Here is a 26333-nt window from a genome sequence, read left to right as displayed (position 1 = left end):
TCCCTGCTGTGAAGTTAGGAATTTTGGAGGCAGGGATATCTTGGTCGCAGTTATTTTCTATTCGATATGCTGTCTAGCCCACTGAAGCCAAGTGTTTCAAGGCACCCAGTCGACGGAACCAGTGCCGAAAAATCCTCCACGATTAAAAAGTGTTTGTAAATCTACTTTCGTTTATATAAAACCCGATAGTCGGATAGAGTACTATACTAAGAACGAAGCACTGGTCCAATTGCCATTGTTTCATTCAGGGGCTATTGCCATCTGCCGCAAATCAAACCAGGCTAATCTACCACATCAGATCCCCTGCCAAATGATGCGCATGAGTTAGGTAAACAGTAGCCGTTCATGTCTTATGGGCGGTAGATACGTCATAACCAGTGACGCTCTGAATAGATTTGACTACAGTCATCTTGAAAGTGTTACTAGTCAGGTGCACGCTCAGGTTTTTTATTAGCAATCGCGTCACGCCATGTGGCTAGTTGTGGGTAGACAGTAGGGTGACGTAACACTATTGTCATCACACCATAACTTAAACGATTCAAATCATATTATCTGAACAACAGTGCCTAATGCCTAAAATTGTTGTACTGGGTTCCTCACTGGGTAACAAAAGAGTTCAGTATTGAGTGTCAACAATCTATTTTGTAGATATCACCTATTCCAGAAATTTTGGCTAGATGAAGGAGTCAAGGTCAGTAGCCAGAAGCAACTAAGGGTAAACATTCTGGCTGATATAGTCTGTAGAGCTTTGTTCTTCTTGTTCACCCTTAGTGTTTTCATCGAGTAGACTATATTATTTGTAGCCAAAAAATCTCATTTTGAGTTGATAACCTGCTTTGTTTAGGATCCAACTGTCCAGCATTCTTTTCCCTTAAAGCTCCTTACAAAGGAGCTTTAAGGACGCTGTTAAATTTATGCAGATAAACTCTTTAAATGCTTAGGTTCAAATCAAAATCAAATTTCGAACTTAGATTGCCGGATAAACTGTTTTAACCATTGAATAATTTCCCATATTAGTTAGGTTGTTCTGCGGGCTAAGTTTGAAATGCTACATAGGAAAAAATAACATTGTCTATTACAAGAATACCTTTGAAAGAGTATTTTTCAACTAAAATTTTGCAGTTAAGCCATAATTCATGAAAATTGAGAAGATTTTTCAAAAGTCATGTAATCCTATCAGTACTCTGATGAGAGGTGTTGCGAAATAGATTAACGACTGGCAGGGATTTTGAGCCTATTAGGTTCTCATATCGCAACAGGCCTATGGTGTACCCATGTGATTTACTTTGTTGAAAAATTTTCAAGTTGACCATGTATTTATTCATTCATGCTTTTATATTGCCTTGACACTAGGTACTAGCTAATGGTTAAGACCTATGGGGATTCTCCAGATATGAACTTTATGAAAAGCTTGCATAACCCAAGACCCACCAATGCCATCAAATCTATCCGGAGTTTTCAGCCTGCAGTTTTACTAGCAAGTTTTGTTCATACCTATGGCAGTGGATGTTTAGAAGTCGATGCGAAGTCCCTATCCTGGTGGATATACTTCAAAGACGGTAAACTCAACTATGCATCCCTTGCCTCTGAAAAAACTCTTATTTATGCCTTAAAGTGGCTTAAATTAAAAATAGCAACCATGAGCCATGATGCTTTTTCATGGCTTGATCAAAATTCGGAAGAATTACTAGATATCAATTCTCAAAATATTCAATCTATTCAATATTTTGAATATCAGATTATATGTTACCTAGTTGATCAAAAGCTTCTGGCCAGCTGGCAGGCTGAAGAACTAATAGAAGAATTGACTCAAGATGCAATCGAGTCATTTCTATCGTTGACTGGAGGTGCCGTTAGGATTGATAGAGAAAATTTTGAGATTCCTGTATTTTGTAAGCTTGATCCCAAAACTACACTTGAAAATTGTCAAGCACGGCTAAAGTCATGGAAGCGTCTTTCTCCATTACTCAGTTCACCCCATCAACGACCCTATATTGTTAGTCAAGATACGTTTTTTAATACCAATAATACAGGGACCATATCACCACGTTTAAAAAATAAACTTGGAACTCTTTTGCGAGGATATAGCATTCGTCATATCGCCGCAATTCTACATCAAGATGAGCTAGAATTTGCCAAATTTTTATACCCTTATATTGATAATAAGTCGATAATCTTAAGGACACCAGAAAGTCCCTGGGACAGACTAGCTGGACTAGAGAATGAATCCTTAACTAAAACTCAAGCGGAAACTCCGATTAGGGAAATAGCCAAAGAAGTTTCTACTTCCATACCCCAGGTATCTGCTTTTAATAAAAAGCAAAAAACCCGTCCAGTCATTGCCTGTGTGGATGATAGTCCTAATACATTAGATCAAATTGAGCGTTTTCTAGGTCAAGAAAACTATTCAATTTTCAAATTTCTGGAACCAATTAAAGCAACATTTCAGCTAAAAAGACTGAAGCCTGACATGATCTTGCTTGATCTTACAATGCCAACAATTAGCGGATATGAATTATGTAGGATGTTGAGACGTCTTCCCGGATTTGAAGAAATACCAGTGGTAATGGTTACAGGAAAGAAAGGGATTATCAATAAAACAAGAGCTAAATTAGTGGGTGCTACCGATTACTTGGAGAAACCTTTTAATAGAGCTAGCTTGCTAGATGTTATATCTAGAAATTTACCCTAAAAGAAACTTTAGATAGTCTAGGTGATTTCATTATTTTTAAATAATAAAATTACCTAGGTATCCCGATTTTTTTAGGCATTGATTTTCCCAGAAATAATCAAAAAATAGCTTTAGAGGTGATTTACAGTGACTAAGATCTTAGTTGTCGATGATTCTATTAATGAGTTGGAGCTCATCAGCAATTACTTGAGAAAAGGTGGCTATACGGTGATTGTCGCCACGGATGCTAAAGAAGCCCTAAGTAAGGCCATAGAACATCAACCCCATGCGATTGTGACGGACTTAGTCATGCCAGGAATGAACGGTTTAGAAATGTGCCGTAACCTCAAGAAAAATCCAGCAACACAAAAGATGCCGATTGTAGCCTGTACTTCCAAGTCAGGAGAGATTGACCGCCTTTGGGCCATGAAACAGGGGGTGAATGTATATGTCACCAAACCCTTTACCGAAGATCAACTTGTCAATGCCGTTCGGTACAGCTTAAGCCAATGAATGCCTCAGTTCTAGCCCATCGCTCCATGTTGGCAAAGGGAGCTTCAGGTGCAGCCTGTTTAAGCTTCCAGCTGAATGAACAGACACCAGCAATTTTTCCAATGCGCCAGGTTCAGGAGGTAATTGTCCTTCCTGCACAACAGATTACGCCTATTCCCAATATGCCATCCTGTGTTTTGGGACTAACCACTCGACGTAGTCGAGTGATGTGGCTAGTGGACTTGGCACACATGCTGCTATCCCAACCTCTGCCCTCAAATATTCGTAATTATAATGTCGTAATTATCCGTGTTGCTCAGATCCTGCAGCAACAAAATATGTTAGTAGCCACTGCCCATAAACATGTCTTGTTGGGGCTAATCGTACCCACCATGAAAGGGGTTGTTCGTTTTTCCCCAGATTTAATTCAGACACCTAAAGGACACTTCGCGCCAGGTCTAGCGCCTTGTTTGCGCGGATGTGTGCTGCAGCAAGATGAAATGCTACTGGTCTTAGATGCTGAAGCGATCGCACGTTCTCCAATTTTGCAGAGCATCTAGGGCCTTGTCCTAGGTGCTTGAATTTTCCACAGCCCTTCTTCTATCCACCCCTACTCCAGAGATTTATCCCTATGGCCCCCAATACAGAATTTCCGTCCCAGTTGAACAACATCACGGCTGTCAATGGTAGCAGTCTGTCTAACGGTATGGATTCTTCTAGTTATTCTGCTCCAGATGCTAGATTCAATCAACAATATGCCCAATCGGTACCCCTCCAAACACCTTCCAAGGGACTTTGGCAAAAACTAACCCTGAGAACAAAGGTGTTGGCCTTGGCCCTATCCCTGGGCGTGGTTCCGGTGGTTGGTGTCGGTGGTCTGGGTTATTTCTTTGTACAGCAGAGGGTCACAGCCCAGGTAAATGAAACTCGACAAAGTATTACCGAAGACACTGCTGGCTTTACGGCAGAGTTTATGGATGGCCGCTTTCAGGATTTGAGAACATTTTCTCAAATGAGCATCTTTGCCGATCCCAAGGTGCGTGAGGCAACGGATATTGCCGATAAAAATGCGTTTCTAAAGCAACTAGTAGATAATTCATTAATCTATGAAGATATTGCCGTTGTTGACCTTAAAGGTAATCCCGTTGCGGTAAGTAATGCCGATGGTGTTCTCGATAACGTTAGTCAAAATGACTGGTTTCAAGAAGTTGAAGCGACAAAGGATATTGCGTGGGTACAACCAAGGGCACCTAAGGCTGGAGGGCTTGAATTTGCTCTGATTGGAGCTGCACCAATCTTTGATAGTAAAACGGGCGAGATGATCTACATGATTCGTGTTCGTCTTGACGTGGAAGAACTCAAACGACGTGTAGCTGATTTCTCATCTGAAGATGCTGTGGTAGCGCTGATTGATGCCAATGAAAAGATCTTCCTAACCAATACTGACGACGGAGCAGAAAACCCAATCCTGACCAATCTTTCCAACCAAGTTTCCTGGCTAGAGGATAGAGCATCCCAGGTTAAGGTTTTAAATGGAGGTGAAGGCGATCAGTTAACAGCCTATGCCCCCATTCTCCAAGACCCTAATAATCCACAGCTCAATTGGAGTGTGGTCAGTTTGGTCGATACGTCTACGGCGTTTGCGGCATCTCGACAACTTTTGACCACAGTATTAGTGGGTACGGGGATTACTTTATTGCTCGTAGCTACTATTGCTACCCTGGTGGCAACCAGGGCCACTTTACCGATTCTGCAGATTACTGATTCGGTAAAACGGTTAGGAGCAGGAGATTTTAAAACTCGAATTAATACCCAGGGTGAAGACGAAATCGCCCAGCTAGGTGCCAACATCAACGTCATGGCATCCCAGATTCAAACCCTGTTGGTCAAGCAGGAAGAATCGGTGCAGCAGCAGCTCTCGGCCCAAGCAGAGGTAGAGCGCGCTGAAGAAGAACGTCAGCGAAATGAAGTTCTTCAGCGTGAACTGGTGCAGCTGCTGAATGAGATGGAAGAAGCCTCTAACGGTAACTTAACCGTACGTACTGAGCTAACAGCGGGTGAAATTGGTATTATCGGTGACGTTTTCAACGCTATTATTGAAAACTTGCGGACGATTGTAGTCCAGGTAAAACAGGCGACAGGACAGGTAAACGCGTCCATTAACCAAAGTGAAGGAGCCATGCAGCAGCTGGCGGACGAAGCCCTAGCCCAGATGGACGAAATTACCACTACGCTCAACTCCGTTGAGGAGATGTCAAAATCCATTCAGGACGTGGCCGACAACGCTCGCCAAGCAGCGGCAGTGGCCCAGGTAGCCTCCACGGCTGCGCAAGATAGTGGAATCGCCATGGACCGTACGGTAGACAGTATTCTCGACCTGCGGTCGACAGTTGCAGAAACAGGTAAGAAAGTAAAACAGTTGGGTGAATCTTCCCAGCAGATTTCCCAGGTGGTTTCGCTGATTAACGAGATTGCCATGAAAACTAACCTACTGGCAGTAAACGCCAGTATTGAGGCAGCCCACGCGGGAGAAGAAGGTCAAGGTTTCGCTGTAGTTGCAAGTGAGGTAGGACAGCTAGCCGAACAGTCAGCAGCAGCAACCAAAGAAATTGAGCAGATTGTAAAGAATATTCAGATGGGTACTCGAGACGTGGTTGAAGCCATGGAACGGGGTACGACCCAGGTGGTAGAAGGAACCCTACTGGTGCAAGAAACCAAGCAAGGCCTAGGAAAGATTGTGGAAGTTTCCCAGCAAATTGACCAACTGTTGCAGTCAATTTCTAAAGCAACGGTCTCCCAGGCTGAAACGTCTCAAACGGTGACGCAACTCATGCAGCAGATTACCGTAGCGTCTCAACGCACCTCGGAATCTTCCCGTCAAGTGGCAGGCACCCTACACAATACCGTGGAAGTTGCTCGAGAATTGGAATCTGCTGTGGATCAGTTCAAGGTTAAAGCGGACGCATAACAAATCAGTAAGCCATTGCCGATGTCAGGAAGTGGTATGAATTGATTTTATTCAGGCGATCAACCACTTCCTAGACTCAGTAACGCCTTAATAGCCTTTCTCTCCCTTATCAAACTAATTCTGCTCTATTAAATTAAACCCATGTCAAATGCAGCAGATCGTGAGGTCTGGCTCAACTTCTTAGATGAAGTTGATGAATATCTCAACACCATTGAATCAGTTTTAATTGGGATCGCTGAAAGCAGCGTAGATCCTCAGCAGATGGATGCAGCCCTGCGCTCGGCCCATACGATTAAAGGCATTGGGTCAATGATCGAATGTCCGTCCATGAGTGATCTGGCCCATCGGTTCGAAGATTCCTTAAAGATCGTCAAGGTTCGTAGAAACTCAATTCAGGTGGATGCTGCTCTAGAAATGCTGCTTCTGAAAGGTCTGGATAGCATCCGCCAGATTAGCTCCCTCCATCGTCAAGCCTTGCCGATTACAGAATCATGGCTAAGAACCCATGCCCATCCTCACTTTGAGAAATTGCATGATTACCTGGGGGAGGTTCAACCCAGTGATGAACTGGCATTGCTAGCAGAAGAGTCTGATGATAGCACCGCTATCATCATGTTTAGTACCGAAGTGGAGGAATTGCTGGCACGGTTGGCATCGGTGTTAGAGGTTCCAGGCTCACCCTGCCTACGAGAAGAATTAGAAATGATGGTGGAGGAATTACAAGATTTGGGCAGAATGCTTCAACTGGATGCATTCACCAGTCTTTGCCAATCCATTCACCAGCATCTAACAACGGCGTCCCCCAGTCAGATAGAGCCCATCGCACGTCAATCCCTAGATATTTGGCAACGCTCCCAGGCCCTAATTATGGTGGGTCAACTGGATAAACTGCCCACACAATTAGAGTTAGACGATATCTCTAATCTTGATGTCAGCAGCGTTGATGTCTCTGGTACTAATGATTTTGTCATGGCTGACCAGAAACCCTTTGAAGTGGGTAGCTCAGCTCCATTTTTTGCCATAGAAGATGCTGAAATAGAGATCTCTGAATTTGAGACCTTAGAACTGGTGGAGCACTCCGCAACCGAGATCTCCGAGTTAGAGACCTTGGAATTAGAAGGCCATGCGGACACTATCGCCAAGCTCAATATCGTGGATGACAGCTTTAATCAGACGCCTTCTATGACCTATGGTGATCAAGCTGTCTCCGATGGTTCTGATTCCGATGAAGCGCTGACTACGGAGGGTTCCAGGGCTGTTGATGGAACTGCAAAGAGTTTTAATGGCATTGATTTAGAGGGTATTGAGGCAGCGATTGAAAACTTTGACCCAACTGAATTTCAGTTTGAAGCTTCCTTTGAAGAGACCTTTCCCATCGAGCCTGAATCTGTCCCATTGGCTGAGGATGATGGAGTAATCGACGATATATTGTTTGAACCAGAACCGCAGACTGCGTTTTCCTCATTTTTTCAATCTCAAACAACAGTAGAATCAGAAGAGTTTGAGGAAATTCTGGTTGAGCCCATGGAGTCGGCTTCCAGCAATACCCAAGAGATCCAAGAGAATACGGTTCGAGTCCCCATCAGGCTCTTAACTCAGCTTAATGACTTGTTTGGAGAACTGATTATCCAGCGAAATACCATGAACTCGCGCTTGGATCAGATGGAAGATCTTATAAACCTGTTCTCCCAAAGGATGGTCAGTCTAGAAGGAACCAATACCGAGCTGCAAACATTCTGTAATCAGCTGTCGGTGGACGCATCTATGCCTGTTTTTTCCACAGCTAATGGGGCTGGGGATAGAGTGGTAAGACAGTCCATGAACCAGTCGACCAGAATGTCGGGCCGGGGCGGAGCCACCATGGCAGCAATGCTGACGGGGCAGGTTTCAACCAATGAGCAAGCCTTCGATAGTCTGGAGATGGACCGCTACAGCGATCTTCATCTCCTATCGCAAGCTCAGCGAGAAACCCTAGTGCAACTGCGGGAAGTCACCAGTGATGTGAAATTCAACATGCGGGAGATTAAGCAGGCCTCCAGCAACTTGAACCGCACTGCTAAAGCCCTTCAGATCAATGTAACTCGGGCAAGGATGCGGCCACTGTCAGACATTGTGGAGCGATTCCCTAGAACGGTGAGAGATTTATGTCTCAAGTATGGTAAAACCGTAGACCTAAAAATATCGGGTGGGGGCACCTTAATCGATCGGTTTGTTGCAGTGCATCTCCGCGATCCTCTCATGCACCTTTTGCGCAATGCCTTTGACCATGGCATCGAAGATACTGAAACCCGCCAGAGGCAGGGTAAACCCCCCCAGGGTACAATTGAAATTCGAGCCGCTCACCGGGGTAACCAAACCCTGATTTCCATCAGTGATGATGGAGCAGGTATTAATCTAACTAAAATTCGGGCTCGTGCCTACCAGATGGGGCTGACGGATGAACTCCTGGATAGTATGAGCCAAAGCGATCTGCTGGGGATGATTTTTGAACCAGGGTTTAGCACGGCGAAACAAGTCACAAACTTGTCAGGCCGAGGCATTGGCATGGATGTGGTCCGCACCAGCCTGGAACAGATTCGCAGTGACGTAAAGGTTGATACCCAGCCTGGAATAGGGACCACGTTTACCATTAGCGTGCCCTTTACCCTCTCTATTGTTCGAGTGCTACTGGTGGAAAGCGGTGGCATGCAACTGGCATTCCCCACTGACGGCATTGAAGAAATGCTTCGCTTTAATACCGTACAGATTTTTGACTCACCTGATCAGAAAGTGATTAACTGGCAAGGTCTGACGGTGCCACTGATCCATCTAGATCAGTGGTTAGAGTTTCGTTGCCCACAGCGTAATTCCATCACAGAAGCCGCCCCCATTATTAATGAACCGTCCATTTTGATTATTAGCCATGGAGAACGGTTAAGTGGAATTTACATCGATCGCTTTTGGGGAGAACGAGAAGTTGTTATCCGGCAAGTTGAAAATGTTATTAGTCTACCACCAGGCTTTAGTGGCTGCACTATTTTAGAAGATGGCCATGTGGTGCCCTTAGCCGATGCCACCAAGCTGATGGAATGGATTGACAACGACGAAGTGGAAGACGCAGCTGCGACAGCCAGCCGACCTCAGCGTTGGCGGCATCTGTTGCAATCTGGCGTTGAGCAAGAACCACCTCGTCAGCAGTTGGCTTTACCCCAGGCTCAGCAGTCCAACATTCTTGTCGTTGATGACTCTATCAACATGCGGCAGCTGTTGAGAACAACCCTAGAACAGGCGGGCTATGGTGTAGAGCAAGGTAAAGATGGACAAGATGCAGTTGACCAGTTAGTCGGGGGACTAGCCGTTGACGCCATTGTCTGTGACATTGAGATGCCTCGGCTTGACGGATATGGTGTGTTGGCCGAAGTCAAAGCTGATGCCAAGCTTAAACACCTGCCTATTATCATGCTCACCTCTCGCGGTAGCGAAAAGCATCGCCAACTGGCTATGCGTTTAGGGGCAACCGCCTACATCACCAAACCCTATCAGGATCATGAGCTGTTGCAAATGATTGAGCAGGTACTTCAAAAGCAACCCCTTAGTGCAGTGAAATAAATCTCTATGGCTCTTTTATCTCCCTTAAAATCTCGACGCCTGAGAACCCATAAAGGTGAAACAACTCAGCAGGTCATCGTCTTTCAGCTGCGGCATGAATGGTTTGCTTTACCCATTTTTGCAGTGAAAAAGGTGGTAACTAAGAGCGAAACCCAAGGGGACTACCAGCATATGGGGGCGGGTCTAACGGTCCATGAAGGAAAAGAACTCCTGGTCCTAGATATTGGCTATCAGATCTTTGGTAATATTGGCAACCCCATGTATTCACCAGCCTCACAGCCAGTTGCCTCTTCGGTTGATCAGCCTACCCATCAATATCTGCTGATTATGCGTAATCGCCAGGGAGATTTAGCTGGCTTACCCTTGCTATCCTCCCCAACGGTAAAAAGGTTTTCAGAATCGGCGATTGTACCGTTACCTGCCAACTATGCGTCTAGGGTCAATATTCAATGCGTTAGCGGTTTGATTGTCCAATCTGACAGCCAGCCTATCCTGTTTCTCCTAAATCCAGATCAACTCTTACATTCTCAACCGTTGCTTCCACCGATGTCTTAAATGTTTCGTAATAAAGCCCATTTGTACTTCATCATCTTATGGGTTGGAGGATTATAAACAGATGACAAAAAACTCCTAGAACAGGACATTTTAGGATTCTTATGTTCCAGCGTGAATTTAAGCTTATGTACAGTAAAACTTAGCTTTTTTTAAGGTTTTCATTAAATAGGAGGCACTGATATTTTGATGGAGTTAAAGGTAGGCCATACTAACCATAAGTGGGAAACGTGCATCTCAGACTCATCGGCATACCTTACTAGCAATACTTCCACTTGGCATCAAAGGACAATAGATAGACCGATATTTTCATTGACTATATTCATTGTGACCGGGTTCTATGGAAGTGAGTTCTAGATAAAAGACATTCTCCATTGTTATCAAATATTACAGATTTAATGCTGTTTAGTATTTGTATGTAAATTACAAATAATAGTAAATGCCATTTGTATAGAATTCCTGAATAGTTACAGAACACACGCTACTTAATGTCTGATTTGGGCTTACTTAAATGTCAGCCTACGACCTTTTTATGTCTTAGTGCTAAGCCTTTTAGGGCGATGTTGAAGCTGTAGTGTTTCTATTCCTTAGGCTTATTTTCGCCACTCTTTATGCTGATAAACCTACTTACCAAAACGTTTTATGGTTCACTCAACTAAAAAAACATTATTAAGACTGGGCTCTGAAAATAGTCAAGTTATCAAACTACAGCAGCTCCTCAGTCAGAGGATAGGTCCGATTTCCGTAACGGGTGTTTTTGATTATGAGACTGAGATTGCCGTCAAAACCTTCCAATCTCAGACGTTCTTAAGGCCGGACGGAGTTGTTGGATTTCTTACTTGGCAGGCTCTCCATGATAATGGCCCCGTTGGTATGCCGACATTGAGTCCTGGGTGTCATGGTACTGCGGTAGAGTCAATTCAGGAGTTACTGTCAATTGACCTGTACTACAGAGGTGCTATTGATGGGAACTTTGGACATGAAACTCATCAAGCCGTAAAGCGTTTTCAGTCAGACTTCAATATTCCTGCAGATGGAGTCGTTAATGCTAGAACCTGGCAGGCCCTTAGCCAGGTCTAGTTAAGCTCTCGCTAGCTTGGTCGATCAGTTCTAAGGCTAAGGATAGAGCAGGATTCCGATTACGCCAGCAATTGGAATAATTAGTGCAACTTCAACTTGCCACTTCAGAATGGCAGCTATAGCTCCAGCAAAAATAACGGCGGTCACTAGGTAAGTAACTATTGGCTGGCCCATTGCCAATGCTGGCTGTGCAAATGATATGCCTGCCGTGAAAATGAGACCTACAACTGCAGGACGAATTCCTTTTAATGCGGCTTGAACAATAATCGATTGTTTAATGTTCTGTAGCATATGGGAGCATGTCAGCATCAAAACCGCTGGAGGGAAAAAGATTGCTACCGTTGCGACGATTGATCCTAAGATTCCCTTGACGGAATAACCAATGGCAGCGGCGCTGATCAAAATCGGTCCTGGCGTGATCTGACCAAGTGCGATCGCATTAGTAAATTCCGGTTGGGTAATCCAACCATAGGTATTGACCACCAGCTCCTGAATCATCGGAATGAAGACATAGCCACTACCAAACAGCAGCAGACTCATCCCTGAAAATGTAATGAATAATTTAGCTAGGCTATCACTGCTGATAAACGGTAACGGTACAAGGTAAAGAACTAGAAAACAACTAAGAAAAATAAACGAAGCAATGATATTTCTCTTAGGGACTTCAGAGCTAATGGCTGGAGCAACAATCGGATCCGATTCAGATTGCCGTTTAATATCTTTGTAGTACCAAAGATATCCGACAATACCCGAGGCTAGGACAATCACTAATGTTGTGTAAAAACCTCCAACAAACCTTAGAAACAGAGCAGAAACGATGGCAATTGAGATCGCTCGCCAGTTTCGAACTGACTTAATTGTTTTCTTGGCCATTCCCCAAGCCGCTGTCAAAATGATGGCAACCATGGCCGGAATAAATGCCATAAAGGCTTTTTCGACGGCTGGAATCGATTCAAACTGTTTAGCGTAAATCGAAAAGGTAACAAGAAGTATATAGGAGGGCAGTAAAGAAGCAATGCCAGTAACTAGGGCACCCCAGTTTCCACGAATCTGGTAACCAACATAGGCAATAACATTAACTGCCATTGGCCCAGGTAAAACAGCAGCTAGGGAGATCCCATCGAGCATATCTTCGTGGGACATAAGCTTACGCCGCTGCACCACAAAACTCTCCACCACTGAGATCAGAGACATAAAGCCACCAAAGGCCGTACTACCGATCTTTAAAAATGTCCAGAACAAGTAGCTGAGAGTAACTGACTCCTTTTCTTGTATGGAGGCACCCTGCCCCTCAGGCGCAGTAGCAATTGGGTTATTCGTCATAGTGCTATCGCAGATAAAATACACCGAACCACGTCATGTTATGAACTCTAGTTCTAAAACGTGGATGAGAATGACTGACCATATCCATGTAATGGATTGACACTGGCTAGGTTCGTCCATCACATGGGTATGGTTGTTTGATAAGCGGTTCCCAATCAAATGAAATGCGCCAGAATAATTTACTGGCCGGCAATCCGTCCTCAGATATGGACTCTCACCAGATAGGAAAGCGCTATATCACATAGAGAATGCTGGATTAAACCGATGCCAGTGTCGAACGTTCTTTGATTTCTTTGAGCAATGATTCCTGGATATCTCGGCGGGCACGGTCCTCAGCATCCATAGTTTCTTGTCTCTCGGCTTTCAGACGGTCATTCTCAGCATTAAACTGAGCAATTTCCTCCCCACTGAAATTTGGCATATCATTAGAGGATGTCTGGGTACGCTCGTATCCAAGTGCATCTAAAACATCACCAGCTACTAGTTCAAAGATCCTGATCTCCTCTGCAGAAGCCTGCGTCAAGAACTTTTTCGTATTCTGGGTCATGATCGGCTTAGTTACATTGTTCCAAAGAGAGCTCGACGAAGCAGTACTCTTCGCTTCGCTAGATTCGTGGAAGTTCATCATGGATGGCTGATACTCCACCCCTAGGAACTGACACAGGGACTTCAAACTTTCTTCTGTTGAACTGGTCAGAGTCTCATAGCTAATGCTAAAAAACTGACTTTCATCAAGCTTGCTACGCATATCTAGAGCCGCTCGCTGAGCCTTGGCCCAACCTTGGGCAATGTGATAAAAATGCTTCTCGCCAACAACAGCTTTCTTAAAGGATAAAGCTACGTCTCTTCCATCTCTATATAAATAGAGGTACTTCGCATTGGGAAGATAAGCATCAATTTCAGATACGTAGTGAACGTTGGCCAAACTCTTACAGCACCAAAATTCAGCCCCACGGGTTTCTGCTAAAACATCATATACAGCTGAAAATACGGCAACCAAGGTGTTCTGTGTACAGCGAGAGGCAATATTTTCTCGGTCTAAAACCACATCTTCCCAGGGGACAGGATTCAATTCAACTAGTCGACACACATCATCCACTAATTGCTCAAAATTGGCTGTTTTAGAAAGATCTCCATAGGAAGATAGCAACGGCATGAATCTCTGCAAAATATGAGGCGGATGAGGCGCTTCAATTGCTGGAATCTGGTTCAACATTAACCGCATTAAGTTTGAACCTGAACGCTGAGTGCCAATCATTAAAATAGACATACCCTGTTTTCTCCAAAAAAATAGGTTAGTTGAAACTTAGATCCTAAATAGGGACCTAAGAAAAACGTACGTTTCTAAGTGCTAATCATACCGGCATTAGGTACTTTATGAGTAGCACGGCCATGAGTACTGAATCGGCAATCGATTAACTGTCAGAGAATTACGGAGAGTAATTAACCAGAGAATCTCAAACTCAGATGTCTAAAGTAGAACAAAACCGTTCATTTAGCTCTCCTAACATCGCTTTTGGGTAGTTAATAACTTAACTTTTAATTAGCAAAACTAATCACAAAATACCTATTTAGATTGAGCTCTAAAAATCAGGTAAAGACAGTATACGATCCAACCTAATTTCAGGGGCTATAAAATGGTTTTTAAGACCATCAAATACCGCCAGAGCTGCAATATTCAATAGGTAGGTTAGAGGCTGAAATCAAAAAAACATAGGAGAAAATTATTTCAAGAAAAATATATTCCTATGCCTCAAAGCAGATGTAACTACTTCAAGTACTACCATTTGCAAGAGAAAGGTAGTACTTGAGAGCCTTTTAGATCAGGATATTTCAGCACACATATAATAGCATTTTTTCTGATTTTGTTAATTTTTAATTTTTTATCGTGAATTTATGAGCCTAATGGGGGAATAACCCAAAATCCTGCATGGGCTAAAAATACTGAAGGTAAAAGTGGGAGTGAAGTTTTTGAATAGTTAAATTATCTTATGGATACTCGGGCAAGGTGAACTGCCTGTTTATATGTAGATAGAAATATACCTATATGAACCCAAAATAATGTCTCTAACGATACAAAAATAGTATTTTATTTGGGCGGCTTTGAATTATTGAATGCCACCACTGTCGCGACTAAGCAAAGTTAGTAGATAACTAAGCGAGGATTCAATGCGCGCCAATATGGGGCCTTAGTCCAGCAATATCGATGTAAGGACGGTAGAAAGCGTTTCAATGAATGTATCGGAACACCGATGGCTCGCTTTTCATCTCCATTACCTTGGTTAGTTATGCCATCCATTGCTTTTGTGTAAGTATTGATGCCGTGGGACTGGTCACAGATTTGGTAAATCTAAATTTCATATCACCATTACTCCGTTAGGAACAATGCTTAGCAATTGGAGCGGAGAACTGGTCACTCTTAGCACCCTGCTCACGGACTAGGGCCTTCATTTATAGCCACATTTACAATAAAAGATGCAGTTATGTATCATGAAGGACAGCCATTTATACACCTAAGTAATAATCTATACCTAGAGTCTCAGAAGGATGATTTGGTCACACTAAAACAAATTTAGTTCTCTGGTAGAAATATCTCTAGTAGCAATAGAAGACAATCGGGGGTAACTCTGAAAACGTTGTCAAACTAATGTTTAAGCTTGCGGCTAGGCATAGTCCTCTGTCGAGGTAAAAGTGTGACAAGCTTGAGCTGCTGATTTTAGGAGATTGCATCTATGTCTACAGCAATGGGCTGAGCAAACTGAACCAGCGTAGGGCGTGGGTTGATTTGAAAACGGTTGATCCTCAGGATTATTAGCTTAGAAAATTCTGGGCTGATCACCTTGGTATGCCTTAATCAACGACTGGCAAATGCCGAAAGCCAGCAACCAAGAGTTGCTCAACAGAACAAAGTGCAGAAAATTGCTTAATTACTAGGGGAGAATAATAGTTGTAGTTCAAACTCAAGTCAGGCACAAAGCTCTAGATATTGCAGTTCTGCAGGAAAAGTATGCGGAAAGGTCTCCTATGCAAATTCAAAAATTTTCCTTAGGGCGATTTGAGGCCATCGTCATTTCATTCAGTGGTGCAGAGAAGTAGCCCTGATTGATTTACAATATCCTGGTATGGGGGCATTTTTCGGAGTGGTTCACCCTCAAATCAGCAACGATATTTTGAGAATTGTCATACAGATAAAAATAAGCAGTGGAGATATAGTATGTCTATCGGTTTAATTGAGCCCCATGGTAAACAGTTGATTAATCGTTCTCTTGAGGGCAATCAGCGTCAAGATGCATTTGAACAGGCCCATGCTCTACCACGTGTCACTCTTTCCCAGCGTAATTTAGCTGATTTGGAATGCATTGCAACGGGTGTCTATAGTCCGCTGGAAGGGTTTGTTAATGAAGCTGAGTATAATCTGATTGTTGATACCATGCGTCTGAGCAGTGGCTTGGCCTGGTCTATTCCTGTGACGTTGCAGGTGCCTGAGTCCGAGGCGGAGAAGTGTCGGTTGGATAGCAAGATTGCCTTGGCCCATCCCAATGGGGAGATCCTGGCGGTGATGACGGTTGAGAGTAAATTTATGCCGGATCAAGACCATGAGGCTCAGCAGGTTTATCTCACCACTGAGGATGCTCATCCTGGGGTCAAGGCGATGAAGGATGAAGGCCCAGTTTATTTGGGTGGTCCGATTTCCCTGGTGAATACCATTCCCTACGACAACTTTCAACAGTATCGTTTGAGCCCGACTCAGACGCGATTGGAGTTTTCCCAGCGGGATTGGAAAACGGTTGTGGCTTTCCAAACTCGTAACCCAATTCATCGGGCCCATGAGTACATTACTAAGACAGCCCTTGAGACTGTGGATGGATTGTTTATTAATCCGTTGGTGGGGACGACCAAGTCCGATGATATTCCGGCTGATGTGCGGGTGAAGTGCTACGAGACGATCATGAGCCATTATTATCCTGCCGATCGCACTATGTTAGGGGTGTTTCCAGCGGCCATGCGGTATGCCGGCCCTCGGGAGGCGATTATGCATGCGATCGCACGTCAAAACTACGGCTGTACCCACTTTATTGTGGGCCGTGACCATGCTGGTGTGGGTGACTACTATGGCACCTATGATGCCCAGACTATCTTTGAGCAGTTTGGCCCCGATGAATTAAAAATTCAGCCAGTCAAATTTGAGCATGCTTTCTACTGCAATCTGACTAAGGGTATGGCCACCGCCAAGACCAGCCCCAGTGCCATGGAAGACCGGATTCATCTTTCCGGCACTAAGGTTCGCGCCATGCTCAAGGAAGGGAAAAAGCCCCCCGCTGAGTTCACCCGGCCCGAGATTGCTGAGATCTTGATTGATTCGATGAAGGAACCGGCTTTGAGTGCGGTGTAGGAAAACCGGTATTAGGATTTAGGGATCAAAAAGTCAGGGGTCAGGGAGCTTTTGCCCCCTGACCTTTTCTATGGTCAGCCTCCAGCGAGCACCGACCTTTCCTCACCACCCTCCAATCAAAACTACAGTCCAATCAAAAAGAAGGCGGCCCAATCGCGGGGGTTAGGGTGTTTTTCTAAGGTACTCAGCATCGCCTGCCGCAGGGCAACGGCTTTGTCTGGTTCCGTTTGTAGTTGCTGATAAAACTCAGTCATGAGCAAAGCGGTGGCCTCATCGGGTACGGCCCAGAGGGAGGCCACCAGATTGTTGGCCCCTGCAGCCAAAAAGGAACGGGAGAGACCGACCACACCATCCCCGGTAATTTTTCCTCGGCCTGTATTGCAGGCACTGAGCACCACCAAGTCAGCTTTGAGGTTTAGCTGCATAATCTCTTGGGCCGTGAGTAAACCGTCATCGGGCTGGTCGAAATCGCGTTTTTCCCCCGTCGGCGTCAGGGCAATGGCGCTACTTAAGCCATGCTGCTCATCCATTAAGCCATGGGTGGCGAGGTGAATGATATCGGCATCGGCCAAGCGTTCTCGAATGGCGGTTTCAGTGGCTGCTGCGCCGATTAGGGGAGTTGTGTTGAGGAAGGGTGCGATCGCAATTGCCTCTGCCTCTGCCCCCGGCAAATCCGTCAACGGCAGGGGCGGTCCCCCTACCCTAAAGGGGACAGACGGCATGTCAGGATTACCCACAATCACCGCTGACGCAGCTTGCTCCCGATCAATCCCGATTACCAAGGCCTGACCTGATTGATGCACCGAGCGTTGTTGGAGGAAATTGAGCGTTTGCAACGAAGGGGCTGTTCCCAGGGTATGGTCTTCAATCAGATAGGTACCTTGATCATTCTGCAAGGCCGGAAAGGGGACTAAAAACAGCTCACGATGGGGAACCACCACCACCTTTTCCGCTGGAGACTCCGGTAAATACTGAACAATGGGCTCAATGGTCAGCCTATAAAGCTGTTTTAGATCAGCCTGGGCCGTCGGTGCATCGGCCGTGGATGATGCGATAGTCTGACCACTTCCCTGCCATGGGTTAAACCCGCGCACCCCCAGACTATCCTGACTAGCCGCTAGCATTGTTTTGATCGAATCAGGCTGTTGGGCTAAATCCACTTGCTCAAAATGGATCTCTCCCGTTGGTTTCACCACCCAAATAAATAATGTCTGATCCTCAAATCGACTACGACTGGTTGAGGGCTTACGAATAATGGAATACTGCACAAATGTAGTTCCCTGTTGTTTAGCCAGGGATTTAATCTGGTCGATGGTTAGGTTAGCTAAGGGAATGGGAGACTCTGTGGTTAATGTTTGCTTTGCCAACAATTCGGCAAAAGCCCTAGCCCGTCCCCGTTCTGCCACTACTAGCGCCGCTTCAACATCCCCCTGCTCAATCAGCACCTGCTGCAATTGATCATAGAGATAGGACTGGGTCTCAAATAGGGAGAGTTTGTTGCTGTCCTGAAGACCCAGTTCTAACGCCTCAAACTTATCCAATGCCCCATAAAGAGTTTTTGCTGCTTGGGAGAGATTACCCCTGGTTCGATCAATCTCAGCCAAGCCACTCAAGGCCGTGATCTGCCCTACTTCATCATAGTTATACGTGGCCCAGCTATAGGCCTTGTCATAGTACTCCAGGGCTTTGTCGTTCTCCTGGCGAATGGCATAGAGCTGGGCTAGATGATTTAGGCTGCGGCTATACTCGGGTCCCACGTACTGATCTCGGTATCCCAAGGCTTCGGTGAAGGTTTCCAGGGCCCGATTAAACTCTCCTTGCTCAGCATACAGTTCCCCCAAGCTATTCAAAATTTTAGCCAGTTCATGCCATTGTCCCTGGCCAATCGCTATCTCCCGGGCTTCGAGATAGGCATCCTCTGCTTGATCATAGGCCTGTTGTTGCAAATACACATGCCCCAAACCATTCAGATATCGAGGCAATCCATACCAATAGCCCACAGCTTTGGCTTCTCCTAGGGCTGTTTCATAGGCGGTCTCTGCTTGGTCGTAGTCCCCCAAGGTGTAATGGACATGGCCAATTTCCCCGATGGTTCTCGTCCGATCCACCCGATCCGAGCTACGGGAGAGGGTTGTTTGTAGCTCATCCAATGCTCGACTGTACTGTCCCGTATGGTGATAGACTTCTCCCAGCGCTATCGTCAACCGATTTTGTTCTGAAAAATCCTTCAGGAATCCACGCTGTACTTGCCGTAATTGTTGCCAACTGCGCATGACATTTCCCTGTTCTAACCAGATCAGCCCCTGCATCAGGAATTCACGATTACGCTGGGGGGTAACTACTGCTGCGGGTAAGGAGAGTTGGGCTGTCCGATTAAGGATTTGTTGGGCTTGGCGATAATCTTCCAGGCGATAGTGGGCAAAACTCAGATCAATCAGGCTATTGTGCTCACCCACCGAGTCGCCAGCATTGTGGTATAGCTCAACAGCCCTTTCCAGCAAATGAATGGCGGCTCGACTATTACCCAATTGCAAAAGCGATTGCCCCTGCTGGTGTTGAACCTGAGCTGCCTGGGCAGACTTGACCTCGGTGAGGAGAGGAGTCGTTGCCTGCACTGATCGAGCTGTCGCCATTGTCCCCAGCCATAGTCCGATGCCTAGGACCCAGCCCAACGTTTTAAAACCTGTCATACATTCCCAACTCTGTGACAACCCAAGGTCGTTTGTACCCAAAACTGAATGTCACCCCAAGCCTCTATAGCCGCATAGGAGCCTAGATTCTATTCTTTTCTACCATCCCACCTGGGCAATTTAAGGACGAGTTAGGGATGGGCACAAAAATAAAGTACTCGAATAAAAGAATCACCAAGGCAGGAAAGCACTGAAGCACTTTTATACAATAACTGCTATAGTGTGAACTTCTCGGGGAGCCGCCGGTTGGTTACCCATAGTGGCCTAGCGTCATCGAGAAAACTCTTGAACCGTTTGCATCTCCCAGAACTAGGATTTCCTACTTCATTCAAGACATTCATTTATCCAGCCCGGACCGGAGCCAGCAATACGACAGCTGATGGGGCAAGATTGGAGCAACTACATACATGTCATTTGATACCCTCGGCCTTTCCGCCGAACTCCTGCGTGCCGTCGAAGAGCAGGGATATACAGAACCTACACCGATTCAAATCAAGGCCATACCAGTTATTCTCAGCGGCCGCGACGTCATGGCTGGAGCCCAAACTGGCACCGGCAAAACCGCAGGCTTTACCCTACCGATGTTGCATCGGCTCAGCCAAACCCCGATCCCCAAGGGCCGACGACCCGTTCGAGCCTTGGTCCTCACCCCAACGCGGGAGCTAGCCGCCCAGGTGGCAGACAGCGTCGAAACCTATGGTCGCCACTTACCCCTCCGGTCAGCGGTCATCTTTGGTGGCGTCAAAATTAACCCCCAAATCAGACAGCTCCGCAACGGCGTCGACATCCTAGTCGCCACCCCCGGTAGACTTTTGGACCATGTTGGCCAACAAACCGTAGACCTGTCCCAGGTAGAAATTCTAGTCCTAGACGAAGCTGACCGCATGCTCGACATGGGCTTCATCCACGATATTCGTAGAGTACTGTCCCTCATACCAGAACAGCAATATCGCCAGAGCCTGCTATTTTCTGCCACCTTCTCCCAAGACATCAAACGGTTGGCCGGTAGCCTCCTAGACCGACCAGAACTGATCGAAGTCGCCGTCCAAAATGCTACAGCAGACGGCATTAAGCAGGTCGTCCACCCCGTGGACAAAGACCGCAAGCGGGAATTACTGAGCCACATGATCGGCGCACACAACTGGCGTCAGGTCCTCGTATTTACCCGCACCAAGCACGGCGCCAACCGATTGGCTCAGCAGCTAGACAAGGACGGACTGACCGCTGTCGCCATCCATGGCAATAAGAGCCAGGGGGCCAGAACTCGAGCCTTGGCTGCTTTTAAAAGTGGTAAGGTACGCGTTTTAGTGGCCACTGACATCGCCGCCCGTGGCCTGGACATTGCCCAGCTACCCCATGTAGTCAACTACGAACTACCCAACGTCGCCGAGGACTATGTCCACCGCATCGGCCGCACGGGCCGGGCCGGGAATGAAGGTGAAGCTGTTTCCCTGGTCTGTGTAGACGAACTGGCTCTATTGCGGGGCATTGAACGGCTATTAAAGAAGGACTTGCCCAAGGTGGTGTTACCGGGCTATGAACCCGATCCCAGCATCAAACCAGAACCGATCCAAAATGGCCGGGGAGGCAACTCGCCCCGTGGTCAGAGGCCAGGAGGGGGTGGCAGCTTCCGCAGTGGCGGCAGTGGCAGTGGCAGTGGCAGTAGCCGCCGCAAACCATCCCCTGCTCCCCAGGCTGCTAAGGCGAAACGAGCGGTGCCTGCCCCTGTAAGAAAGTACAGCAATTCCAAGTAGGTAGAGAAATAGTTAGAGCAAGACAGCGGCCCCGGAATTTTTTCGGGGCCGCTGTCTTGTTTCGACCTAAGCCATTGCTTCACCGACTTGCCCATGGCTACTCTCCCCAAAGATAGCGCTGGGATGGCAGTAGTATTTGAACTCTAACAAGTTGTGGAAAGGGTCTGACAAAAAGAACGTGCGGTGCTCCAGGGGGGTACCAGCAAAGCGGCGTTTGGGGTCTTGGTAGAAATCTAGCTTTTGAGCTTGAGCCCGCTTGAACAAGGCTTCCCAATCGGCCTCAAGGTCAAAAACTAGACCAAAGTGCCGAGGGTAGATACTGTCTTGGGCGGTGAGTTCTTGCTGGGTAACATGGGCCACTAACTGGTGCCCCTGAAAGTTCATAATCAGGGCGCTGGGAGATTCCCGACCGGGTTGACAACCCAGACCATCGATATAGAAGCGCTTTGTGGCAGAAATATTGTTAACGGGAAAGGCGAGGTGGAAGAGATTGGCCATGGTGGTATGGGTGAAAGGTCAGATTAGGTGAGGGCCTGGTCTGTGTATTAGGATACTTGCGTGCCCCGCTGGGCCAACATGAGTTCATTGTGTCTGCATGGCCCTTTCTCCCGATTGTATAGAGCAACATAAAAAAGAACAGGCGATTAGCCGTACCAGCCTGGGCTGGGGGGTGCTTTGCGCTGTTGGGTTTTATGGAGTGTTGATCCCCGTACTCTCTCCCTATGCATCGTCGGTTGAGCAGCTAGAATCAGAGCCAATTCAGGTGATGGTGGTGGCGGCTGACGGGCAACAAATATCTGAGGATGGAAAAATCCCTGCAGCACCGGAGCCGCTGGAAAAATCTAAGGACAATGAAAATGCGGCAGCATCGGCAGCGTCGGAGTCGGCCCCTAAAAAGTCTGAAATAACCGAAGAACCAGAGACACCCGAGCCAGAGACACCCGAGCCAGAGACACCCGAGCCAGAGACACCCGAGCCAGAGACACCCGAGTCAGAGACACCTAAGCCAGAGGCATCTGAGCCAGAGATACCCGCGCCAGAGACACCTGAGACAGAGACACCTGAGCCAGAGGCACCTAGGCCAGCTATAGCCCAGACATCCGAGGAGTCTGAACCAACTGAGAACACTGAGGTGAGCCCAGCCAGTGGGTCATCTGACATTGCAACGGAGAATGAATCTGGGAACGGATCTGGAATTTCCCCAGCGTCAGGGAGTCAGGGGATAGATGCTGGCGTGGGTAATGCGGGGGCGCTTGCATTGGTGGAGGACCGTGAAGGTGGGGCAGGGGACAGTGGGAGAGGGACTGATGTTAACGGTCCAGCAATAGGAGAGACAGGAGAGACGGCGGCGGCTAATCGGTCTGGTAGCCGGTCTGGTAACCGGGGTGAATCTGAGGGTGGCTCAGCTGCTAGTGGAGCCAGGCAGTTTGGCTGTCGCGGCTCAGGGGGCTGTTTTCAGCCAGATTATCCCGATGCTGCCAGACAGGCTGGGATCGAAGGGGCTCCTCTGGTTCACTATGATGTGGATGAAAATGGCTATGTGATTAACGTGAGCCTGGCGGCGTCTAGTGGAAATGCCGATTTGGATAGGGCCGCTTTAGCAGCGGTCCAGCAGTATAGATTTACCCCAGGGGGGCAGGGCCGGACTCGGGCGCTCAGAATTGATTTTTCCCTGGAGGGTTCGGAGCGCCATCGGGCGGCGCAACAGCGGGGGGAGCAGCGGACCATCGAAGAACCGAGCCAGCCAGCTGCTGCGATCGCACCGGCCCTGACTCCAAGGGTTGAAACGACGACGGTTAATGGTCCAACGGCTGAGCCAGAAGCTGAGCGGGCAGTTGAGCCAGCAGAGAAGGTTCCTAATATAGCTGGGTCGGGTGAGGAGAACCTGCCTGGAACTAGGGCAGAGTCGGTGGATAGATCTGGGGTGGATGGAGCTGGGTCGGATGGGGCTCCCCAGACTGATGTTGGCATTGGAGAGGAGCCAGAGTCTGTGGCTATACCGACGGTTAAACCTCAGCCAGCACCTCAGCCAGTATCTCCGCCAGTATCTCCGGCCCCACCGGCCCCTGGGCCTCAGCCTACGGCCAGACCTGAAACACCTGTTCCCCAGAGTCAGCCCCGGCTTGAGCCTCGGCCCGAGCCCCCAGGGCTGCCACCGCAGCCTGCCCTTGTGCCCGCTGGGACAGAGTCAGCCCCCGATGCCTAGGGGATAGTTTCTAGGCGGTGGTTGCTAGACAATGACAAACCCGATCGCAGCCGTATTGGTGATGCCGGTGAGGATGGCTAGGGTTTCGGTCCCCAGTTGGATGGTGTTGGAGGTGAATGTGAGATCGTTGAGACTGATGCCGGAGAGGCCGATGAGGTCGGTGTCGAGGTCAAAGTCGGTGATGGTGTCGGTGCCTGAGCCCGCACTGAGGATGAAGGTGTCTTGACTGGAAAGGCCAGGGGTGCCGTTATTGCCCGTGAGTATGTCATTGCCGAGGCCACCCCAGAGAATGTCGTTGCCGAGGCCACCCCAGATGATGTCATTGCCTTCGTCGCCAAACAGCTGATCGTCTCCTGCTTTACCGCCAATGAGATCGTTGCCGGGGCCGCCAAAGATGCGATCGCATCCCCCCTCCGCTGCGTCATTGTCATCCCCCCACAGAATATCATCACCGCCATTACCCAAAATTAGGTCATCCCCCAGGCCGCCGTTGACGATGTCATTCCCGGTGCCAGCATCAATAGTGTCATTGCCTGCCGCCCCCAAAATTTGGTCAGCCCCGGCCAAACCTTCGATCATGTCTGGAGCAGCAGTGCCGACTAGGTTATCAGCCTGGTCAGTGCCCATGATGGGTGTGGTAATGGGGCCAGGCATCCGGCTATTGAGTAGGGCCTGGAGGGCTCCGTCCGCTTGAATCAGGCCATAGCCGCTGGCGGCATCAAAACCCACATCAAACCCCTCCGTATAGGGATTGTCTAGGTCCAGGGCCGAGGTTTGGAGGGCCTGGTAGATTTCGGTGGGGGAGGCATCCGGCACGGCTTCCAGCAGCAGGGCAGCGACGGCGGCGGCATTGGGGGCAGCAGCAGAGGTGCCAAAGAAATTGGGAAATTGGTCCGTATCGAGCGCAATGTCCCTACCAAAGAAGGTGGTATTACCGCCGTCGGGGGCCACAATGTCAGGTTTCTGGCGCACGTTCGGCTCGGCTAAACGGTTGCCCTCACTATCAAATAGGATCGGGGTGCCCCCGACGGTGGAAAAGTCTTCCACCCTTGGGGTGGCTGCACCAAAAGCGGGGGATTCTTCAAAAAAAGCGGCTCCCACGGCCTGGGCTCCCTGCGCATTGGCTTGGCCAAATATTGTCCCGCTGCCGGTGTCAAACTCACTGATGGAGAGATCCCCAAAGCCCACATATTTGATCAGGCTGGGGGTATCTCCGGCAAATTTGCCAATCACCAGGTTGTAATCCGTGGCAAAGGCCCCAAGGTTGGTGAAATTAAGGACTTCGACCGGATCCCCATCCAGGTTGTTATCCAGGCTGGAAGCCACCACCTGATTCCTGTCATTGAGTAAAAAGATATCCAGGTCGCTGGTGGCCCCACGGATACCCGATGCGGAGAAGTAGGGAGAGGCCCACTGAAAAGACAGGTTGATTTCAGCCCCGGCCCCGATGGTGATGGTCTGAAAAATGTCAGTTTCTTCTCCTGGGTCAAAGTCGTGGGCTTCTATCGGGAGATCTCGAAGGTTTAAGACAATACCGCTGTTGCGAAATGCACTTTCATAGGCGGTATCACCATTGTTGCCAGCGGCTGAAAAGTAGGCCACACCCTGGGCTACCACCTGATCCACCGCTTGGGCAACAATCCCATCCTGAAAAAAAGGTTCAGTTAGGTAAATCACATCGTCAACAATAATATCCGCCCCGGCCTGGGCTAGAGCAAGGATGCCCTGGGCAAAGCCAGCCGCTCCTAAAAAGGCGGTGTGAAAGGCTAAATTGGCCCCTGGTGCAATGTCAGCAATCAGCTGTAGCATGGCCCGACCCTCATCAGAGCCACCACCCGGCAAATCTTGTAGCACATTCACCTGGGGCAGGTCACCAGTGAGGCGGTCCGAGGCGGCTCCCCCCAGGTTATTGAAACTATCGGACAGGACACCCACGGTCACGCCTGCACCGGTCACACCAAACTCAGTCTGGGCAATGTCGGCTCTTAGGGCCACCGTTGCTTGATTACGGGCAATACCCTGGCGCACCATGGGGCCATAGGTGGGGCGGATAAACTGGATGGCATCTGAAGCTGCGATGTCCGTCAGGGCCTCGATGGGAAGATAGCCCGACACCAAGGCCCCATAGTCTGCTTGCACGACAAAGCCATGGTGTGCCAATGCGGTGATGAGGGCGGTGGTGTCCAACCTGTCCGCCTGATCTGCTGTACTGCCTGGGGCAACAGCGGCGGCAATGTCCACCAGAACTCGGTCCTGGTCAATTTGGAGCAGGGAGTTATGGGGCTGAAAGGACCCACGATCACCCAGGGCTAACTGATGGACGCCATAGCGCTCCCACAGGTCCACAAGGGCATCGTCAACTTTAGGGGTAGCTCCCTTTAGGTGGGTAGCTGAGGTTTGGCCAGGGAAAGATGCGATCTGGGACAAGAGGTCACCCATAGAAAATGCTTGGTTCGACTCAGCTACGTGTTGGCCAGATGTTATGGCTACGGGCGTAACCGGTGTTCCTCGGCCATCAGTAAAGGGGCTGAAGTATTGTCAGTTGGAGGTTGTAGAGCATCAAGCAGGAAATAGGACTAGAGTTGGAATATGAACGCCAATCTAGTCCCAACAATA

At 48.0% G+C, this 26333-nt stretch carries 15 protein-coding genes; 10 read left to right on the top strand and 5 right to left on the bottom strand.

Going from position 1 to position 26333, the window contains the following annotated elements:
• The first annotated feature begins 1363 nt into the window (after positions 1-1363).
• From VB741_RS11490 to VB741_RS11460, 7 genes are all read left to right on the top strand, one after another.
• Entirely contained in the window at positions 1364-2692 is a 1329-nt protein-coding gene (locus VB741_RS11490; protein WP_323365317.1) for a response regulator, read from the top strand.
• A gap of 126 nt (positions 2693-2818) precedes the next feature.
• Positions 2819-3184, top strand: coding sequence for a response regulator (locus VB741_RS11485; RefSeq protein WP_323365316.1), 366 nt, complete (start codon positions 2819-2821; stop codon positions 3182-3184).
• Positions 3181-3723, top strand: coding sequence for a chemotaxis protein CheW (locus VB741_RS11480; protein ID WP_323365315.1), 543 nt, complete (start codon positions 3181-3183; stop codon positions 3721-3723). The genes VB741_RS11485 and VB741_RS11480 overlap by 4 nt, the downstream gene beginning before the upstream one ends.
• 71 nt (positions 3724-3794) lie before the next feature.
• Positions 3795-6131 (top strand): methyl-accepting chemotaxis protein, encoded by a 2337-nt coding sequence (locus VB741_RS11475; RefSeq protein ID WP_323365314.1) that lies wholly within the window; start codon positions 3795-3797, stop codon positions 6129-6131.
• 141 nt (positions 6132-6272) lie between these two features.
• Complete coding sequence (locus VB741_RS11470; RefSeq protein WP_323365313.1) at positions 6273-9719, top strand: hybrid sensor histidine kinase/response regulator; 3447 nt, start codon at positions 6273-6275, stop codon at positions 9717-9719.
• 6 nt (positions 9720-9725) lie between these two features.
• Positions 9726-10274: a chemotaxis protein CheW gene (locus tag VB741_RS11465; protein ID WP_323365312.1), complete on the top strand. Its 549-nt coding sequence runs from the start codon at positions 9726-9728 to the stop codon at positions 10272-10274.
• Between the two features lie 639 nt (positions 10275-10913).
• Positions 10914-11351: a peptidoglycan-binding domain-containing protein gene (locus tag VB741_RS11460; protein ID WP_323365311.1), complete on the top strand. Its 438-nt coding sequence runs from the start codon at positions 10914-10916 to the stop codon at positions 11349-11351.
• A gap of 36 nt (positions 11352-11387) precedes the next feature.
• Here VB741_RS11460 and chrA read toward each other — a convergent pair whose 3' ends face one another.
• Together chrA and VB741_RS11450 are read right to left on the bottom strand one after the other, a co-directional pair.
• Complete coding sequence (gene chrA, locus VB741_RS11455) at positions 11388-12674, bottom strand: chromate efflux transporter (RefSeq protein ID WP_323365310.1); 1287 nt, start codon at positions 12672-12674, stop codon at positions 11388-11390.
• A gap of 256 nt (positions 12675-12930) precedes the next feature.
• On the bottom strand, positions 12931-13944 hold the full coding sequence (locus tag VB741_RS11450) for a sulfotransferase family protein (protein WP_323365309.1): 1014 nt from the start codon (positions 13942-13944) through the stop codon (positions 12931-12933).
• Between the two features lie 1944 nt (positions 13945-15888).
• Here VB741_RS11450 and sat point away from each other — a divergent pair.
• Entirely contained in the window at positions 15889-17067 is a 1179-nt protein-coding gene (gene sat, locus VB741_RS11440; protein WP_323365308.1) for a sulfate adenylyltransferase, read from the top strand.
• Positions 17068-17189: 122 nt separating this feature from the next.
• Here sat and VB741_RS11435 read toward each other — a convergent pair whose 3' ends face one another.
• Positions 17190-19757 (bottom strand): CHAT domain-containing protein, encoded by a 2568-nt coding sequence (locus VB741_RS11435; RefSeq protein ID WP_323365307.1) that lies wholly within the window; start codon positions 19755-19757, stop codon positions 17190-17192.
• A 407-nt stretch (positions 19758-20164) separates the two neighbouring features.
• On the opposite strand from VB741_RS11435, the gene VB741_RS11430 reads away from it, so the two are divergent.
• Positions 20165-21511 carry a DEAD/DEAH box helicase gene (locus tag VB741_RS11430; protein WP_323365306.1) on the top strand — a complete coding sequence of 449 codons (1347 nt, stop codon included), beginning with the start codon at positions 20165-20167 and terminating at the stop codon, positions 21509-21511.
• Between the two features lie 66 nt (positions 21512-21577).
• Here VB741_RS11430 and VB741_RS11425 read toward each other — a convergent pair whose 3' ends face one another.
• A complete protein-coding gene (locus VB741_RS11425; protein ID WP_323365305.1) occupies positions 21578-22009 on the bottom strand; it encodes a VOC family protein in 432 nt (143 codons plus the stop codon).
• Between the two features lie 97 nt (positions 22010-22106).
• Between VB741_RS11425 and VB741_RS11420 the strand changes: the two genes are divergently transcribed.
• The gene (locus VB741_RS11420) at positions 22107-23717 is read left to right on the top strand and encodes an energy transducer TonB (RefSeq protein WP_323365304.1); all 1611 of its coding nucleotides are present in this window, start codon (positions 22107-22109) and stop codon (positions 23715-23717) included.
• Positions 23718-23741: 24 nt separating this feature from the next.
• Here the strand turns inward: VB741_RS11420 and VB741_RS11415 are convergent, their stop codons facing one another.
• Positions 23742-26156, bottom strand: coding sequence for a S8 family serine peptidase (locus VB741_RS11415; protein ID WP_323365303.1), 2415 nt, complete (start codon positions 26154-26156; stop codon positions 23742-23744).
• Positions 26157-26333 lie beyond the last annotated feature (177 nt).

This window comes from Leptothoe sp. PORK10 BA2, from assembly GCF_034932105.1.
Lineage (GTDB): Bacteria > Cyanobacteriota > Cyanobacteriia > Phormidesmidales > Phormidesmidaceae > Leptothoe.
Note: the sequence above shows the minus strand (reverse complement) of the source record. Positions and strands in the feature narration are given on the sequence as shown.